This window comes from Polynucleobacter sp. AP-Capit-er-40B-B4 (assembly GCF_018882245.1).
Classification (GTDB): domain Bacteria; phylum Pseudomonadota; class Gammaproteobacteria; order Burkholderiales; family Burkholderiaceae; genus Polynucleobacter.
In genome coordinates, this window is the sequence record NZ_JACVOV010000001.1 from 235,577 (window position 1) to 253,606 (window position 18,030).

17 protein-coding genes and 1 other RNA gene are annotated in these 18,030 nt (G+C 44.6%); 2 read left to right on the top strand and 16 right to left on the bottom strand.

What is annotated here, in order from left to right; all coding sequences use genetic code 11:
• Position 1: 1 nt before the first annotated feature.
• The 9 genes from ICN19_RS01060 to dnaX form a co-directional block, all read right to left on the bottom strand.
• On the bottom strand, positions 2-3,079 hold the full coding sequence (locus tag ICN19_RS01060; protein WP_216245013.1) for a CusA/CzcA family heavy metal efflux RND transporter: 3,078 nt from the start codon (positions 3,077-3,079) through the stop codon (positions 2-4).
• Positions 3,080-4,351, bottom strand: coding sequence for an efflux RND transporter periplasmic adaptor subunit (locus tag ICN19_RS01065; RefSeq protein ID WP_216245015.1), 1,272 nt, complete (start codon positions 4,349-4,351; stop codon positions 3,080-3,082).
• Between the two features lie 9 nt (positions 4,352-4,360).
• Positions 4,361-5,911, bottom strand: a complete 1,551-nt coding sequence (locus ICN19_RS01070) for a TolC family protein (RefSeq protein WP_216245017.1) — start codon at positions 5,909-5,911, stop codon at positions 4,361-4,363.
• Between the two features lie 184 nt (positions 5,912-6,095).
• Positions 6,096-7,511: a carbohydrate porin gene (locus ICN19_RS01075; protein ID WP_216245019.1), complete on the bottom strand. Its 1,416-nt coding sequence runs from the start codon at positions 7,509-7,511 to the stop codon at positions 6,096-6,098.
• A 199-nt stretch (positions 7,512-7,710) separates the two neighbouring features.
• Complete coding sequence (locus tag ICN19_RS01080; RefSeq protein WP_216245021.1) at positions 7,711-7,983, bottom strand: type II toxin-antitoxin system RelE/ParE family toxin; 273 nt, start codon at positions 7,981-7,983, stop codon at positions 7,711-7,713.
• On the bottom strand, positions 7,980-8,198 hold the full coding sequence (locus ICN19_RS01085; RefSeq protein ID WP_216245023.1) for a ParD-like family protein: 219 nt from the start codon (positions 8,196-8,198) through the stop codon (positions 7,980-7,982). Before ICN19_RS01085 ends, ICN19_RS01080 begins: the two co-directional genes overlap by 4 nt.
• A gap of 89 nt (positions 8,199-8,287) precedes the next feature.
• Positions 8,288-8,902 carry a recombination mediator RecR gene (gene recR / locus ICN19_RS01090; protein WP_215349117.1) on the bottom strand — a complete coding sequence of 205 codons (615 nt, stop codon included), beginning with the start codon at positions 8,900-8,902 and terminating at the stop codon, positions 8,288-8,290.
• Between the two features lie 23 nt (positions 8,903-8,925).
• Complete coding sequence (locus ICN19_RS01095) at positions 8,926-9,249, bottom strand: YbaB/EbfC family nucleoid-associated protein (RefSeq protein WP_072582156.1); 324 nt, start codon at positions 9,247-9,249, stop codon at positions 8,926-8,928.
• Between the two features lie 56 nt (positions 9,250-9,305).
• Complete coding sequence (gene dnaX, locus ICN19_RS01100; protein WP_216245025.1) at positions 9,306-10,982, bottom strand: DNA polymerase III subunit gamma/tau; 1,677 nt, start codon at positions 10,980-10,982, stop codon at positions 9,306-9,308.
• A 32-nt stretch (positions 10,983-11,014) separates the two neighbouring features.
• Between dnaX and ffs the strand changes: the two genes are divergently transcribed.
• An RNA gene (gene ffs, locus ICN19_RS01105) (signal recognition particle sRNA small type) lies at positions 11,015-11,113 on the top strand.
• Positions 11,114-11,119: 6 nt separating this feature from the next.
• On the opposite strand, the gene ICN19_RS01110 is transcribed toward ffs, so the two are convergent.
• The 3 genes from ICN19_RS01110 to ICN19_RS01120 form a co-directional block, all read right to left on the bottom strand.
• Positions 11,120-12,229 carry a linear amide C-N hydrolase gene (locus ICN19_RS01110; RefSeq protein ID WP_216245027.1) on the bottom strand — a complete coding sequence of 370 codons (1,110 nt, stop codon included), beginning with the start codon at positions 12,227-12,229 and terminating at the stop codon, positions 11,120-11,122.
• Between the two features lie 409 nt (positions 12,230-12,638).
• Positions 12,639-13,628, bottom strand: coding sequence for a sulfurtransferase (locus ICN19_RS01115; protein ID WP_216245033.1), 990 nt, complete (start codon positions 13,626-13,628; stop codon positions 12,639-12,641).
• A 65-nt stretch (positions 13,629-13,693) separates the two neighbouring features.
• Positions 13,694-14,260: an SRPBCC family protein gene (locus ICN19_RS01120; protein ID WP_216245035.1), complete on the bottom strand. Its 567-nt coding sequence runs from the start codon at positions 14,258-14,260 to the stop codon at positions 13,694-13,696.
• A 254-nt stretch (positions 14,261-14,514) separates the two neighbouring features.
• Between ICN19_RS01120 and ICN19_RS01125 the strand changes: the two genes are divergently transcribed.
• Positions 14,515-15,174, top strand: coding sequence for a putative quorum-sensing-regulated virulence factor (locus ICN19_RS01125; RefSeq protein ID WP_216245044.1), 660 nt, complete (start codon positions 14,515-14,517; stop codon positions 15,172-15,174).
• Positions 15,175-15,192: 18 nt separating this feature from the next.
• Here ICN19_RS01125 and ICN19_RS01130 read toward each other — a convergent pair whose 3' ends face one another.
• The 4 genes from ICN19_RS01130 to ICN19_RS01145 form a co-directional block, all read right to left on the bottom strand.
• Positions 15,193-15,735 carry a TIGR00645 family protein gene (locus ICN19_RS01130; RefSeq protein ID WP_216245046.1) on the bottom strand — a complete coding sequence of 181 codons (543 nt, stop codon included), beginning with the start codon at positions 15,733-15,735 and terminating at the stop codon, positions 15,193-15,195.
• Positions 15,736-15,895: 160 nt separating this feature from the next.
• Entirely contained in the window at positions 15,896-16,039 is a 144-nt protein-coding gene (locus ICN19_RS01135) for a hypothetical protein (protein WP_216245048.1), read from the bottom strand.
• 63 nt (positions 16,040-16,102) lie between these two features.
• A complete protein-coding gene (locus ICN19_RS01140; RefSeq protein ID WP_255536894.1) occupies positions 16,103-17,464 on the bottom strand; it encodes a Y-family DNA polymerase in 1,362 nt (453 codons plus the stop codon).
• Complete coding sequence (locus ICN19_RS01145) at positions 17,430-17,912, bottom strand: LexA family transcriptional regulator (RefSeq protein WP_216245050.1); 483 nt, start codon at positions 17,910-17,912, stop codon at positions 17,430-17,432. Before ICN19_RS01145 ends, ICN19_RS01140 begins: the two co-directional genes overlap by 35 nt.
• Between the last annotated feature and the right edge of the window lie 118 nt (positions 17,913-18,030).

Below are 18,030 nucleotides of genomic sequence, written 5' to 3' on the forward strand. Positions count from 1 at the left end.
TTTATATATTTTGGGTTGCAGTTAAGGCGCGACCTCTAAACCAGCTATAAATAACTGGCAAAACCAATAATGTCAGGATGATTGTAGAAACCATGCCGCCAACAATTACCAACGCCAAAGGTCGTTGAGCTTCAGATCCAATCGAATGAGATAAAGCTGCGGGTAATAAACCTAAGCCCGCAAGAATGGCCGTCATCAATACTGGTCGTACGCGTAGTGCAGCACCATCGACCATTACGTCCTTCATCTCGCCATGCTCAGTAGCAGTGGTTTTATTGATAAAGGAGATTAAAATTACACCATCCTGGATCGCAATGCCAAAGAGAGATAAAAATCCGAAGAATGCCGAGATACTCAAGGTCTCACCTGCTAAATGCAAAGCTATCACACCACCAATAGCAGCAAATGGCACGTTGATCATCACAATAAATGCATCACGGAAATTTCCAAAGGCACTGACGAGGAGTAAAAATATTCCCGTCAAAGCCAATGGGACAATTACCATTAACTTTTTGTGAGCTTGCTTCATTTGATTGAATTGACCATCCCAGCTGATTGAGTAATTTGGTGGCAATGTAATGTTTTTCTCCACCAGAAATTGCGCATCCTCGACAGCGCTACCCAAATCACGATTACGAACACTAAACTTGATCGCAATATAGCGCTTACCTGCTTCCCGATAGATGAAGAACGGCCCATCCGTTAAGCGAACTGAAGCAACCATTGACAAAGGAATCTTTGAACCGTCTGGCGAGTCTACAAGCAAGCGGCCAATGTCAGCAACGTCGTTACGACTGCCTTCGTTTAGTCGGACGGCAATACCAAAAGTTTTTTCATCTTCAAGTAGATTAGTGACTGCAGCTCCACCAATAGAGTTAGCAACGATTGTTTGTATATCACTTACATTTATGCCGTAACGTGATGCACGCTCGCGATCAATCTGAATATTGAGAGTCGGCTGACCTAACTCTTTCAGAATACCCTCATCAGCAACGCCTCGGACCTTTTTAAGCTGATCAATTACCTCATGTGCCTTCTGATCTAAAACTTCTAAGTCAGCACCATAAATTTTTACCGAGTTTTCTCCTTTTACACCCGATAGGGCCTCATTCACGTTATCCTCAATATACTGAGAGAAGCTATAAGTTATGCCGGGTATGGTATTAAGCTCCCTCTCTAACTGGGCAATGAGTTGCTTCTTAGAGCTACCATCGGGCATTCTATCTGGGCTCTTTAAGTAAAGCCCATACTCTTGGTTGAATACTCCAGTTGAATCGGTGCCGTCATCAGGACGTCCAATTTGAGCGGCAACCTTATCAATCTCTGGACGAGCCATAAATTTTTCGCGCAATTGATTTGCAATTTTAATTGAGTAATCTAAATCTACTGTATTAGGTAGAGTAACCCGTAACCAGATGTTGTTTTCCTCTAACGTTGGTAAAAAAGCGGTTCCTAGACGCGTCATACTTAATAATGTAAGAGCAAGCACAAACACCGTTACAGAGAAGACCGTCAAGGGGCGATCCATCAACCTGCGCAACAACGGCTTATAGCTAGCAATAAGGTTTGTAATGAATTTTGGAGGTTTATGTTGAATACTTTCACCAAAAACTAAAGAAATCATTGCGGGTAAAAAAGTTAAGCTCAATATCATGGCCGCAAGTAAAGCAAAACCCATCGTAAATGCCATTGGCCTGAAGATAATTCCTTCTACTCCACCCATGAAAAATAATGGTGAGTAAGCAACAATGATGATGCCGGTCGAATAAATCATCGCGCGCTGCACCTCGCTTGTCGCGAGAATAATGCTTTGATTAAGGCGTTTGCCACCCTCTTCCAGATGGCGCATTACGTTTTCACACAATATAACTGCTGCATCCACAATCACGCCAAAGTCAATTGCGCCTAAGGAAATTAAATTCGCTGGCACACTCCATAAATGCATCTGTATAAACGAAACGCAAAGGGAAAGCGGAATGATTGCAGCCACCACTGCAGCAGCCCTAAGATTACCTAGAAATAAATACAAGACAACCGTAACTAAAAGCATCCCAATAATAAGGGTGTGCTTAACCGTGCCAATCGTAATATCCAACAATGCCTGACGATCATAGAATGGTTTTACCTCGATGCCAGGAGGCAATACATGCTTATTAATATTTTCAATCGTAGAGCGAACACGAGCCAAAACCTCAGTGGCATTTTCGCCGCGACGTAAATATATTATTCCCTCTACAGAGTCTGGGTTTTCATTAAATTGAAATAAACCTAAGCGTGGCGCATTACTAATTTCAACTCGAGCTACATCACCAATACGAATGGGTACGCCTTTATTATTTGCAATAACAACTTGCTTAATGTCATCGATAGTTTTTAGTAATCCAACACCGCGCACCACAAACTGCTGCTCGCCAGTTGGAAGCAAGCCTCCACCAGCATTAGAATTTGCGTTTGTTAACGCATCTATCAGCTGATTTACAGATACACCTTTAGCCTGCAAACTTTCTGGGCTAACAATTACTTGGTACTGACGTACCTTGCCACCAAAAGATGAAATATCCGCCACACCTGGAGTTTGTTTGAGCTCCTTATATATTTCGTAATTCTGTAATGTTTTTAATCTGGTTGGGGATGCGTAGTCTGACCTAACTTCGTAACGCATTATTTCACCAATCGCATCAGAATCAGGGCTAACGCTTGATGTGACACCAGGCGGAAAATTGACGCTACTTAGGTTGGTAATAAATACCTGACGAGCCTTAAATGGGTCTGTTGTCTCTGTGAATTTAAGTGTAACAACTGAAAGGCCAAATAAAGATACCGAGCGGAAAGCTTGCAAACCCGGGATACCAGCTAATGCATTCTCAACCGGAATAGTGACCTGCTGCTCTACCTCGGTAGTACTTCTTCCAGGCCACTGAGAAATTGCTTGAATTGTTAATGGCGCAACGCCAGGATAAGGCTGGATTGGTAACTTACTCAAACTAAATGCACCCAAACCAAGCAAAATGATCGAGGCAAATATGACGAGTACGCGCTTCTCAACGACCCCTCGAATGAAGGAGGTGAAAACGCTCACTTAGTCCTCCTGCTTTGCAAAACGATCGTTTAACAAAACCGCGCCTTGGGCCAATATCTGCCAGCCCTGCTCTATACCTTCCGTAATTGCAAAGCTCTTACTATTGAGGTCATATCCCTTAACAGGCACACGACGATATTTTTCAGGACCAACTTTTATGATTGCATAACGAGTTTCGCGAACCCGAACTATCGCAGTCTGAGGCACCACAACCGCATCAGCCATACCTGTGGTTAATAATGCAGAGGCGTACATATCAGGACGCAAAAGATCATCGGTATTTTCTACATCGGCACGAATCAGTAATGCACGTGTCTGAGGATCAACAGCTGGAGCAATGTAATTAGCATAAGCTACGAATTGTTTTTCGGGATATGCCTCAAGCGTCAAGATCATTTTCTGGCCTTGCTTAATCATATGGAAGTCTTGTTCGAATACATTACCCAAGAACCAAAGTTGTTTAGGATCTGCAAGAGTAGCAATGACATCACCCGAGCTCACAGCAGAACCTGGCTCGACATTCCTCTTGACCACAACCCCTTTTAAAGGGGAGCGCATGATTAAGTTATTAGTTGTCTTACCCGTAGTTTCAATACTCTTAATATCGCCCTCACCAGCACCTAGATTTCTCATGCGGTTAGCGGCTGCTTGTTGGGTAATACGTGCATCACCCAATAAGTCGCTCATTGATTTGTTTGCCTCGAGAACCTTGGCAGTTTTTGACGACAGCAGATACTCTTGCTGGGCAGATAAAAATTCTGGGCTATACATCTCCACAATTGGTGAACCAATATCGACTTGAGCGCCATCGAAAGCATAGATTCGCTCTACTCGGCCTGGCGCACGAGCTGAAAGTACCTTAGATTTTTCTGCATTAAATGCCAAGCGTCCTGGCACTTTGATATCAACGGGAACTTGAACTTTTTCAGCAGATTGAAAAATATAAATTTCTGGGTTTAACTGAATCCCCGGGAGAGTTAATTCAAGTACACCACTTTTTTGAACCTTTAACTCCTTGCCACTTGACTCGTACTTCACTGCACGATTTACATTAGTTAAGCGCCCAACTACGATGCCTACAGAAAGAATGGCAAAAGCAAAAGCAGCCAGACGAACGCGGTAACGATTCTGCGGCGATAGATTCCAATACAAACCCGCTAAGCCGGCAGCAGCAACTTTTGCATGGTGCGTGCCGTGATGTGCACCCTTATGCAGAATAGGCTTGGCCTTATCAGCTAATTGTTTTAGAAACGAAAGAATTTTGTCTTTCAAAACTGCTCCTTAAAAGGGTTCTTTGCCCGCTGAAACCATCAATACCGCCTGCGTTTGCAGTAGATTGCTCTCGGCTTGAGCCAATGCAATCTCCAAGTTACGCAATTGGGTTTGCGCAGTCAATAAATCATTAAAGCCTTGGCCATTATTTGAATACTGAGTCAGACCTACCTTGTAAGCAGCATCAGCTTGCGGCACTTGGCGTTCTTTCAAAAACTGGGTTTGATTCTTGGCTTGCTCGTAAGCAGCGTAGGCCGTATTAACAGCTAAGACGATTTGTTGGCGATTGGAAATATTACCCGCCTCAGCTGCAGCTTGATTACGCTGCGCTTGCTCTACTCCGTATTTCTCTTTAGTGAAGAAGTACAGTGGAATAATCAAATCCAATTCAAACTGATAAAACAACGCGCCATTATTTGCGGAGAATGGTCCACGCGGCGTATAGGATGAGCCAATTACCTGAAAGTCTGGCAAATAAGCTTTTTTTGCCAAATCCACACCTTTACGAGCAGCATCCAATTGCAATGCTGAGCTCTTTAAAGATGGATGACTACTTTCTGCGTAATCCTCTAACTCAATTAAGGTTGGTACACCACTCATAGCGCGACGCACATCTCCACGCAGTACTAATTTTTCACGAGAGTGACGGCCAACCAAAGTGTTGATGCTATTCAATGCCACGTTGAGCTGACGCTCTACATTGAATTGGTCTGCTTGAGCAGCACTCTGCGCCACTTGGGCATTCAGATATTCAACATACGCTGCTGCGTTATTGGCATATCGCGCCTTCGCTACATTCTTAATCATCTCTAAGCGAATAACAGATTCCTTGAGAACTACCAATTGCTTTTGTGAAGACAAGGCACTGTAGTACAAGGTTGAAAGCTGAGCGCCCAATTGCAGGTAGGTAGACTCTGAGTTTGCTAGCAAGGCTTCAGCGTTGGTATCAGCAATATCAGCAGCAAGACTCTTCTTGCCGGGAAACTGAAAAGGTTGAGCTACTGAAATAGAGTTATTACTACTAATGCCGCCGGGGTATTGCTGTGATGGTGCATTTGCTCCACCTAATGCAAATGGCGAGTTCGCTGGCATGCCGGACCAGACCAACCCCACTTGCGGGTTAGCCGGAGCATTAATCTGCGGAACAGTGGCTTTGGCAGACAAATATGATTCACGCAATGAAGATAGCTGTGGATTATTCAACTTGAGCTCATTCCATAGCTGACGTAAATCCATCTCCGTCGGGCCAGATGAAATTGGCTTGGTGTAAATCTTTGGAGTATTCGCCTTAGTTACCGGAGCAAATAATTCTGCTGCCTTTGAGCTTGAGCCCAGTGGCGGATCCTGCACTGCTAGTTGTGCACCTATTGATGGCGGCGCAGCTAAAGATGTATCGCCAGACTGAACGGTAACGCTTGCTGGGGCATTACTCTGGGATGACTGAGCCAAGACTGAAAACGGAGAGAGGGAAGCGCAAAGAGCACATGCAAATACCGCAAATGCATTCTTGCTTTTGAGCGGTTTAACTGCGCTAGTTGTATGGTTGCCAAGAATCAACAAATGCCACTGCCTCTAAATCAATTTATGCTGTTTTTATAGCCCCAGATGGAGATTTAGATCTAATCCAAGCCCATTTAAGGGGGTTTTAAGGATTATAGGGGACAAAAGTCAAAAGTCGAATTATTTGGGTTCTCTATCCCATTGATTTTAAAGATAAAAATTATCACTAAAGTCAGCAAACCCCTTAAAACTCGGCATGAATCCTAAAAGACAGGATATTCACTGGCCCACGAGCAGCGTTATAGGCTGGGTTATTAATGTGCTGGAAGTTCAAACCCGCCAAGACATTCTTGATAACAGTGGCGTTGTAATACACCTCCCCGATTCGCTCCGGACGATAAGAAATCGTCTGACCAGGGCCGGCATAGTCACCAATAAAGTAAGACACGCCACCAGCTTGCAAATAGCTCTTGCGATAGCTAGATAAACCGTTTTGCATCATCGATATACCAACCGTATCTTTAGGGCGACTCCAACTTGTACCATTTAAACCCATACCTACTGATAGCGAGTTATCTGCTTCAGTAAACGACATCGTTTCAGTGTGGCCATCAGAAGTAAAAGCGCGGCCATAGATACCCAAGTCTTTTGTTAATGCTTGTTCGCCATTAATACCAACACCGGTTTTGTATTGGTAATTGGCGCGCACATTATTAATTGCCTGTGTACCTTGCGCGTTATTAGCAACAACATAATTTGTTGCATCCTGAAAGCGCGCTAAGATCATTTTGTTGCGATAAGCAAGCACACTCACCTTACCTGGTAAGTCAGCAATGTGATGTTGGCGCTCCACTTCAATTTGATCACCATAAGTATTAAATATTTGCCAATTTAAATCACGGCCATTAGGGTTCTTTGGAGCAAGCATGCGAGAGGCTCTCATGACCCAATTACTGAGATACCATTCACCCGCCAAGCCAGTACTATAGCCGCGCGCGTCTGCCGCGTAGTCATAGGCTAGATAGGTCATGTTGCCCCAGTTCATGAACTGAATACGGGGGTCTTTTGCATAACGACTATCATCAAAAATATCTAAAGTAGAAAACTGTCCAGCAGTGACCACTACACGATTACTGCTAACAGTTTGCGTGATTTGATTGGCTTCATTTTCAAGCACAACTTTCTCACCCTCTTGATTAATCGTTTGACGCAGGAATGCACGTACTGAATAAAACTTGGCCTGTGCACCATTTGCTTTAGTAGCCTCACCGTTTGTAAATCCACCCAAACCAGAGAGATCTGAAAATGGCACGCCAGATACCACCTCTGGATTGAAGTACACATCCGTATTTGGGGCTAAGCGCGCACCTAAGAACAAAGTTCCTGACCAGGTATAGCTCATCGACTTCAATGAGGACAGACTATTTGCCCCAGAGTAGCTAGAAGTGAAGTTGTTGTAACGCTGATTGATATAAGTTGTTTGGCCATGAACATTTACGGGCAAACCAAAAAGCGTTCCTTCGGTAGGCAAACCATCAATAGGTGATGCAAAACTTGCAATTTGATCCGAGCCAGATCCTGCCTTCTGCGCAAATGCAGTTGCTCCGAAAAACGTGCAGATCATGCTCAACAGGAGGAGTAGATAAATCTTGCGGGTCATTCACAATTTCTAGTTGGGATGCCAGTGCTATGCATTAGCAACATGCCGATGGGAAAAACGAGGCAAACACAGCTTGGAATTGAAGCCCAAGGGTGGTGCAGTCCAAATTATCCCCAAAAAGAGGCAATTTACCTAGTCTTTATGACGGCAATGTGAAAAATGGGCCACACATCACTACTAATAATGCAAGATTTAATGCCTAGCGCTTTAAATCACGATAGAAATTTTCATGAACTCCATAACCCATCAATACTAGCTGAGCACCATCGAGGCTTACTGAATATGCCAACAGCATCTGTTGCTTCAGATGTCTAAATTTAATTACCTGAATACCCGATAGATCACCTTTTTTTGCCTCGCCTTTAAATGGCTCAGCCATGATTCTCTTCACTGCTCCATCAAGGGTCTTTTTTTCAGCAGGTGATATTTTCTTAATTGCCCTATCGAATCTAGGGGTTGTGGATACGATCATCCGAATTTATACGGGTTGAGATTGCCGGCTTTTACCTCCTCAATGCTGACCAACATATCCTGGAGCATATGGATCGGGAGATCGGGATTCTCCTCCGCAACCTTACCTAAGCGAGCCCAATATTCTATTTGCTTCGGAATAGATCTATGCATCGCCTGTGCATAAGGCTTAGCATCTTCCACCAAAAGATCGGATAACTTAATGGCTATAGACATAATTGATCCTCCATCGAATGAGTGTCAATTTAACACGAAAGGTTGCAAATTGCAACCTTTTAGGACTTTGGACAATAGGCGGTAAATGACTATCGTCGGTCCATTAAGGCACGAGCTAGCGTGCCAGCGTCAACATACTCGAGCTCACCACCCACCGGAATGCCGCGCGCAATGCGAGTCACCTTGATGCCTTTAGATTTGAGAACCTCACCAATGTAATGGGCAGTTGCTTCGCCCTCACTGGTGAAGTTGGTGGCCAAGACCACCTCACGAATGGGTACACCGGTATCAGGAGTCTCAATACGATTGAGTAGGCGATCAAAGCCGATTTCATTTGGACCCATGCCATCGAGTGGTGAGAGGCGTCCCATCAATACAAAGTAATTGCCTTTGAAACTGAGGGTCTGCTCCACCATCACTTGATCAGCTGGCGTTTCCACAATGCAAAGAAGTGATGGGTCACGACGCTCATCAGAGCAAGTGCTGCAAATCTGTGTTTCTGAAAATGTATTGCAACGAGCACAGTGCCCTACCGTTTCAACCGCTTCGCCTAATGACTGAGCTAGTACAGCTGCGCCATTGCGATCATGCTGCAGTAGGTAGAACGCCATGCGCTGAGCAGACTTTGGACCTACTCCAGGAAGCACGCGCAAAGCCTCGATCAACCGACCGAGTGCGTCTTGAGGTGCCTCTATGCGTGCCATTAAGAATTCAACTATTAATTAAGTTAGAAAGGCAACTTGAAGCCAGGAGGCATTGGCATACCAGCAGTGGCGCCAGACATCATCTGCGCACTAGCGGCCTCTACTTGCTTAAATGCTTCTGTATAGGCAGTCACGATGAGGTCTTCCAACATCTCACGATCGTCCATTGCACCCGGATCAATCTGTACACGCTTCAGTTCGTATTTGCCAGAGATGGTTACCTTAACTAAGCCACCAGCCGCTTGGCCAGTCACTTCTAAAGCAGCCAGTTCGGCTTGCGCAGTCTTCATCTTCTCTTGCATCTGCTGAGCCTGTTTCATGAGGCCAGCAAGTCCACCTTTCATCATCGCTTCTTTTCCTTAATGACTCATTTATAGAGTGAAAATTAAATTTGGTTTTTTATTCAGAGTGGTTTAACAGAGCCGCCAACTACCTTGGCACCAAACTCTTTTTCTAATTGCTGAATAAAAGGATCGGCTGCAATCATTTGCTCAGCGTTCATTCTTTTCTCTTGATGAATCTGGGCATCAACCTTAGCAACAGTCTTGCCTTCTACCTCACCCTTCTCAATCACGATCTTCACTGGCTTACCAAAGTGTGCAGTCAGTGCATCACATAAACGACCAACAGATGCTTCTGAAGCAAGCTGAGGCATTGGCGTCACAATCGTTGCACGCACTCCAGCCGCTGAGTCATTCCAATCTTGTAACTCCGTCTGAAATGCTAACTGCTGCACTAAGCCTTTTACTGGCAGCTGACGCATCAATGCATGCCAATCAGGGCGCTCGGCTGAGTTGCCTGCAGCAGCAACGGGGGCTGAAGTAGCAGTTGACGGTGCTGGAGCTGGTGCTGGAGCTGTAGAGGCAGCTTTTGCCGCCGGAGCAGGAGCAGCTGTTCTGGCCGCTGGTACAGCAGGTGCTGGGCGAGCAGTATTTGCTGGTGGGGCCGAGGGTGCTGGAGATGAACTACCGCTTCCACCATTGCCCGGACGAAACGCCAACATGCGCAAGAGCGTCATGGCAAAGCCGGTTTGCTCATCTGGCGCAAGTGATAAATCTGGGCGACTAGTAATCGTAATTTGGTAGAAGAGTTGTGCTTCTTCTTTTGTTAACTGACCTGCCAAGCGTCGAATCTCGCCTGCTTCTGGCCAATCATCCAATACAGATTCAGGGACAACTTGCGCTGCTGCAATCTTTTGCAACAAGCTTGAGAGATCTTGCAATGCTAATGAGAAAGACATGCTGCGCTCACCCATTTCATTCGCGACTGCGAGCAGGCTTGCGCCATCTTTAGCAATTAAGCAATCGAGAATACGAATGAGATAAGCATCATCCAATGTGCCGAGCATGCCGCGCACAGATTCTTCAGTCACTTTGCCGGCGGCGTAAGCAATCGCTTGGTCTGTGAGCGATAAGGCATCACGCATAGAGCCTTGGGCCGCCTTAGCTAAGACACGTAAGGCGTTGACTTCGTATTCGACTTTTTCTGAGGCGAGTACTTTCTCCAAATGCTCAACGATCAGCGGTACTGGCATTTGCTTGAGATTGAACTGCAAACAACGAGACAAAATGGTTACTGGGATCTTTTGTGGATCGGTTGTAGCCAAAATAAATTTGACGTGCTCTGGAGGTTCTTCCAAAGTTTTAAGCATGGCATTAAAAGCATGATTGGTGAGCATGTGCACCTCGTCAATCATGTAAACCTTATAACGACCATTGCTTGGTGCGTAAGCTGCCTTTTCTAGCAGGGCAGCAATATCATCAACACCACGATTACTTGCAGCATCCATCTCGATATAGTCAACAAAGCGACCGGCATCGATTTCCATGCAAGCTGGACACTTTCCGCATGGCTCTGAAGTCATCTTGCCGGATCCATCGGATCCCGTGCAATTGAGGGCTTTCGCCATAATTCGGGCAATGGTGGTCTTGCCTACTCCACGGGTACCCGTAAATAGCCAAGCGTGATGCAGACGACCTTGGTCTAGAGCATGGGTTAGCGCCTTAACCACATGGTCTTGGCCAACTAATTCAGAGAAGGTTTTGGGGCGCCACGAACGGGCCAATGCCAATGCTGTCATGTCTTACATTCTAACAAGCTAAAATGGAATTGGATGGGCCTCCCCGCATGGTGGGTTGGATAACCTGGTCAGGTCGGGAACGAAGCAGCCAAACCCAATTTCTGCCAGTGCCGGGGGTTTGGCTCATCCACCCTATTTCAGTTAACCGGAAACGTTAATTTCGGTTGATTTAGCTTCACTGACTTAATCTCTTTGGCGTTGACGTCTAACTTCTTAAAGTCAAATACATAGATATTGGTGTTTTCATACATCTTGACGCTATAGGTCATATTCTTATTATTGGCCACGACGCTCCATTCGGTTACTTCGTAACCACCAAGACCACCACCGTAAGGATTGCTTGCAGGCAATGTTACTGATCCCGGTGGAATATCAAAGCTTCCTAGGATATGCCAAGCAGCATCACCCATTTGCGCAGTTGTAAAACCGGTTGGTACTGAGTTAGATAAAAACAATGCACGAATAAAACGACTGGTGCTCAAGAAATCACCGGGCATTCCATGTAAGCCAGTACCTGAGCTAGGCGCATCGAAAGTCGCACCACGAATTTTCATTTGTGGCTTCTCAACATTAGAAAGATTGACATAGTTACCAATATCACGCAGGTGGTACTCAAACGGTGGATCATTAGTCATGACGGTTGTTGGATTATCAAAAATCGTCAATTGGCCTTTAACGTACTCCACTACGATGCTTTTGCCATTGGCATCATGGAAGGTGTAATGCACTAGTGGGGTGGCATTTCCATAGATTGCAAGCTTGGCGCCATTAACTTTAATCTGCTGTAAGCCCACCTTAATCTCATCCACAGTTGCAAAATTAGATAGTGCATAAGTAAGCACTTGAACTGAGTTAATGCTATTGGCAGATTCAGCAGGAGAAACTGCTTGGTATTGAGCGCTATTCGGAAGATTGAGTACGCCACCCATCAAACCTTTTTCATTCATGCCATCAACTAACTCTGGCAGACCCAATGGATTCATTCCAGCGACAGCATATTTAGTAGTCCAGCTACGACCAGAACCATATTGACCATCAGTACCAATTCCCTTTAATGCGTAGTTCTTTGGAATCGTAATAAGCTCGGACTTTAGTGGCATCCCAAATTCAAGGGTTCGACCATATACAGAACCACCATCGCTACCCTTTAGCATGAAGCTAGTACAAGCATTGCTGATTAATGGTGTAAACGCTAACGTGGCAGAAACTGAAGCAGCAAGAATTTGCCTAGTCCATGAATGTTTCATGTAAATCCCTTTATGTAGACTGTTATCTCAGGAAATTCTAGCTGAATAACCATGCAAAACAATCCAATCACCTAGAAGATTTTCAGAATCCTGAAAATTCCCCAAATCATCCAAATAATGAGCAAAACTAGGACAGTTCTTGCGTCTAACTGGATCTTAAAGAGACGTAATGTCTTATGAGTGCATTCAACAGATACTTGCAAACTGAATCCTCCTCTATATAGATGGATTCAGCGTAGAGACTTTAGGGAGCAATAGGTAGGAATTAGGGGTGAAATGATCGTAAGAAAGCATGCAACTAGCCAAATTTTTTGCTTATGATTAATTGAATCTGAATGAGCGCCAAACACTCAAATCAGACTCAAGAATCATTGGTAACTATATATCAGCCATCGCTGGAACAACTAAATTAGTTATTTTTATTCTTGAGCGCTTCTTCAAGCTGATTGATTTTATTTTGCATCGCAGCCATCTTCGCATTCAGAGCGCCAACATTTAAGAAGGTTTCATCCGCTACTGGCGCTTTGAGATTATTGCCCCAACCTAACCATGAGGAGTCATACACTTTGACTTTCTTAAAGCCTAAGGTCTTCAGTACGGTAGCAGTTTCAGCTGCCCTAACACCGCTTTGACAATAGACAACAGTTTCTTTATCAGGATCAAGCTTGGCATACAACTGCTTAAGATCTGTTTGATTCTTCAGCGTCATACCTGAGTTATCGGCAACCTGCTTCTTACTTAACTTGATAGCAGTTGCTGGATCCTGCCAATTGTCTTCATAGGGAATGTTAATGGCATTTGGTATATGCCCGCCCCGAATCGTACGCACATCCTTACCGGAATATTCATCAGGAGTTCTAGCGTCAATAATCTGAACTGATTTAGATTGGGCAATCTTGAGCATCTCTTCATTTGTCACCACCAATTGAGGTTGTGCGATGAGTGCTACTGATACCGGAGGCAAAGTTTGGCGTTCTTTTTGAATTGGCAACCCCGCCTGCTTCCAACCATCAATACCATCGTGGTAGACCTGCGCATTCTTCCCGCCAAAATAGTTAACGGTGTACAAGCCAAAATAGGTGTAAGGATTGCCACGTGCTCCATAGACCACAATATCTTTATTGACGTCTAAGCCAGCATTGTTGAAAAGCTTCTGAATTTGCTCCGTGGGAATGTAATCTTCTTTATTGGGGTCGCGCAGAGTACTGCCGATCTCGCCAATATTGATTGCCCCTGGTATATGGCCTTCTAGGTAGCTCTTCTCATCACGCACATCCCAAATAATTGCGCCACGAGCAACCGCCTGCTGCACCTGATCTGTTTGAATGATGGTAGTTTTTTGCTGACCATACGCAAGTGAAATGATCGATGTCAGAATGATTGCTAATAATGATCTCATGGGAATTCCTTTGGCTTAATGGAATAAACGATACACCAAGACATTGATTTCGTGAATACTGTTTTTTATTTACAGGCGAGAACTACTGAAGGCTTGTATTGGGCTGCCTTTTGAGCCATAGACTCAAGTCGCTCATACAAATTGTTTTTCATGAAGTACTCAATCACCACCATTGGCACCACAGAATCGAGCTCCACCACTGCATCGTATTTAATAATTGCCTTATCCTTATCGGGCATTACCCTCCAGGAACCCTTATAGTACTTGGCATCGCCACTTACCTGTTCAAAGTTTAAAAGGCGATAAGGCACTTCCGTGTATTCAACTACCGTTTTAAGCTCAATATGAAAAAAGAGGATATCTTCCTCTAAAACCCTACTCACACGAACCTTGTTAGCAGACCTAGAAAGAATTTTTAAGTCGACTACGCCGGCAATATTTTTAGAGGCTTCATAGTCTGTCAAAAAAGCATATGCATTGCATGGTGCAATCGGAACAGAGTAATTCGCATTGATGTGAAAACGACCGTTTGCTGGTTTGATATTGATTTGAATATTAAATGGGTTATTGCTGTCTTGCGCAAAGGCTTGCAGACATACAAAACTTAGTATTGAGATTAATATCCATTTCATTTATGGATTTTAGAATAAATCTTGTATTTTCAGACGAGCTCTTTGTGCTGTTTTGGTAAAAAGGAGCTCAATCACCACAGGAATAGCTCACAATGTTGGCTCCTTCATCAGATATGGCCTTTAGCTATAGATTAGTATGCGAGCCAATTTCTTGGTCTACAAGCAGTAATAAATTTTGAGTCTACTAAGTCATGCCGGGAATGCTCTCAGATAATTCAAGGCACAATAGATCTATACAACTCACCAAAGCCCTTATGCCCCAAGCCATTATTTTCGACGTAGAAGCAACCGATAAGAATGATGCTGTCATTATTGAAGCTGCTTCATTAGATGTCACTTCCTTAAATCCATTTGAAGTGGGTAACCCCTGGGTTCAGCGCTACAACCCAGGTAAACCGATTAGCTTGGGCGCTCTTGCTACACACCACATCATGGATGAAGATTTAGTCAATTGCCCTGCAAGCAGCTCCTTCCGATTGCCAGCTGGTACCAAATATTTAATTGGTCACAATATTGATTTTGATTGGGTTGCCATTGGCAAACCAGAAGTGAAGCGTATCTGCACCTTGGCACTCGCGCGTAGTCTTTGGCCTGAACTCGATAGCCATACTCAGAGCGCCCTCCTCTATCACTTTGAGCGGAGTTCGGCTAGAGATCAGTTACGCAATGCCCATAGCGCATTAGCTGATGTGTGGATTTGCTCAAAGATTGTTGGGCAAATCATTAATAAGCTTCATCCCGTCTCTTTGGATGCTTTTTGGGAAATGTCTGAGAAAGCTCGCATTCCGAAGGTAATGCCCTATGGCAAACACAAAGGTGAGTTGATTAGCCAAATGCCTACTGACTATAAGCAATGGATGTTGCGTCAAGATAATGTCTCGGAATATCTGCGCAAAGCCTTAGAAGCTAAATAGCGCGCATCCTTATCGCTATTAGTGTGGCTTATGAGCTGCCGTCACTATTTTTTCGGTATAGGCAATCGCCACAGCCGATAGAACAAAGGTAATGTGGATCAAGGTTTGCCACATCAAGGTTTTTTCATCATAGGATGCCGCATTGATAAACGTCTTGAGCAAATGAATTGATGAAATACCAATAATGGCAGTTGCGAGCTTTACCTTGAGCACTCCTGCATTTACATGAGAGAGCCATTCAGGTTGATCAGGGTGATTCTCCAGCTCTAGGCGCGAGACAAATGTTTCCCAGCCGCCAACAATAACCATGACCAACAAATTAGAGATCATGACGACGTCGATCAATCCTAAAACCACCAACATTAAGGCAGTTTCAGTCATCGACTTATCGGCCATCATGGTAATGAGATGAACTAACTCTATCCAGAACTGCCAAACATACACGCCCTGGGCAACAATTAAACCTAGATAGAGTGGCGCCTGTAGCCAGCGAGACATAAATATCCAGCGTGGCAATGGACGTAATTTTTTATCTAAGAAAGTTTCTTTGTTTTGGTTCATGTGTAAATCTTAACCACTTTTTAGGGGTATAAAAGACTTAACAACCTTAGGGGAATTATCGACCCACCCCTGAGATGCAATAGGGAATAAGGAATCCGTGATTTCCTTATTCCCCCTCTGCCTGCTGCTTTTTCTCTACCTACTGCTACCGCAATATTCTTTACTGATACTTACGATTAAAGATCTGCTTTGTTTCAACATCATGACGCTTTGTGTTTTTCAACACTGCGCAATATGACAGAATCATGATCGCTGCCAATGAGATGCCGTTAAAGTTATTCATTAAATTGCTGATTGTGTTCATTTGCTTCTCCTTTATGCGTTGTTATGTGTTATTTACTGATGAATTGATTTGTTACTGAATTCTTTATCTAGCTACTGGGAGCTCATCCCAGCGTGTGGTGTAGTTCGGCGATCTATTGCTTGACCTCATCTGCCACTCTTCTTTAGCGCTATTAGTTCCTGAGGCCGCAGATCTAATGGCCGCATTACCAAAGCGCGTATTGATCTCATCTACTGCTTTCATGAGGTGAGCAGATTTACCTTTAGTTTCGATGTCGTCAAACAAAGATTGCTGGGCTGTGGGCTTGTCACTAATCAGATTGAGGATGACGCCCGCCTTTTTGTAGCGAAAATTTCCTTGATAGATTTGCTTGAGGCCCGCTAACGCTGCGTTTGTTAATGTCAACGTGTTATCTGTTGGGTCTGCTAGTGGAATCGTGATGCTTTGGTGATGCTGTGGCTCATTTTGTTTAAATGGATTAGTCTGAATAAACACGGTGAGCGCGCCCGTAGTGCTGTTTTGTACTCTGAGCTTTTCAGCTGCACGGGCTACATGGGTAGCAACCGACTGCGTAATCTCAGCCTGGCTAGTTACAGGTTTACCAAAGCTACGTGAGGCAATGATTTGTTGTTTGGCTGGCGCCACTTCTTCTAACTGCAGACAAGATGTGCCACGTAGTTCATAGCAAAGACGCTCCATCACCACACCAAACTGCTGACGCATGGCTTGCGGTGAGGCTTGCAAGAGATCAAATACGCTTTGAATATTCTGAGCTTTGAGTTTTTTGGCAATCTGCTTACCAACACCCCAAACCTCACCCACTTCAGTTTCACTCATCCACTGATAGAGCTCTTCTTTGGCCATCGCATTGACATCGCATACACCAGCGAACTGCTTGTGCTTTTTGGCCAAGTGATTGGCTAGCTTAGCTAAAGTCTTGCTGGCACCAATACCTACACAAACCGGTAAGCCGGTAGTGTCTTTAACCTGTCCTTTGATCTTCTGACCTAACTCAATGGTGTCTTGGTATTGCTTGAGGACAGTTTCGATTTGCAAGAAGCTCTCATCGATACTGTAGACCTCTAAATTTGGTGTAAATGTTCTGAGTACCTGAACTACCCGGCTACTCATATCACCATAGAGCGTGTAGTTAGATGATTGAGCCAGGATGCCATGCTTCTTGGCAAGATCCTTCATCTGAAACCAAGGTGTGCCCATCTTCACGCCAAGGGCTTTAACTTCAGCACTACGCGCTACAGCACAGCCATCGTTATTCGAGAGCACCACCATCGGCACATCTTCTAGCTTAGGCTGGAATACGCGCTCGCAAGAAACATAGAAATTATTTACATCTACGAGTGCGAAGAGCGAATTTGATGAGCTTGATGTAGTTTGTGAATAGGGATTCATCTCACTTGCCCTCTTTGCTGTATCTAGTACTGGCATTGCTGTACTTGCGCACCACTCCAACAACTACACCCCAGATCTGCAACTCACTACCCTCGTTAAAGGTGATGGGTTGGTAATTGGGGTTTTCTGGTTGCAGCTCAACACGGCCGCGCAGCTGATAAAGGCGCTTGATGGTGTACTCGCCGTTAACGACTGCTACAACGATGTCTTTGTGTTTTGGCTTGAGCGCCTTATCAACAACAACCTTGTCGCCATCACAAATGCCTGCGCCCAGCATGGAATCCCCCTTCACGGTGAACATAAAGGTGGCTGGCTTGTTCTGAACGAGGTAATGATTCAAATCCAGGCCATCCTCAGCGTAATCTGCTGCTGGACTAGGGAATCCAGCTGAAATCCGGTGACTTAGGAGCTTAAGCTCATAGGCAGCAAAATGCCCCGCCAAGGCTTGTGGTGCCTGGCTTAAGGTTACTTTTGCGGGGTTCATTACTTGCGTCATAGCCATTAATATACTGTATGTTTATACAGTATATGTAAAAACTGCAAAAACAGGGCTATTTTTGTTGTTTTGGGGCTATTTGCTCAAAATTTAGGCAATAAAAAAC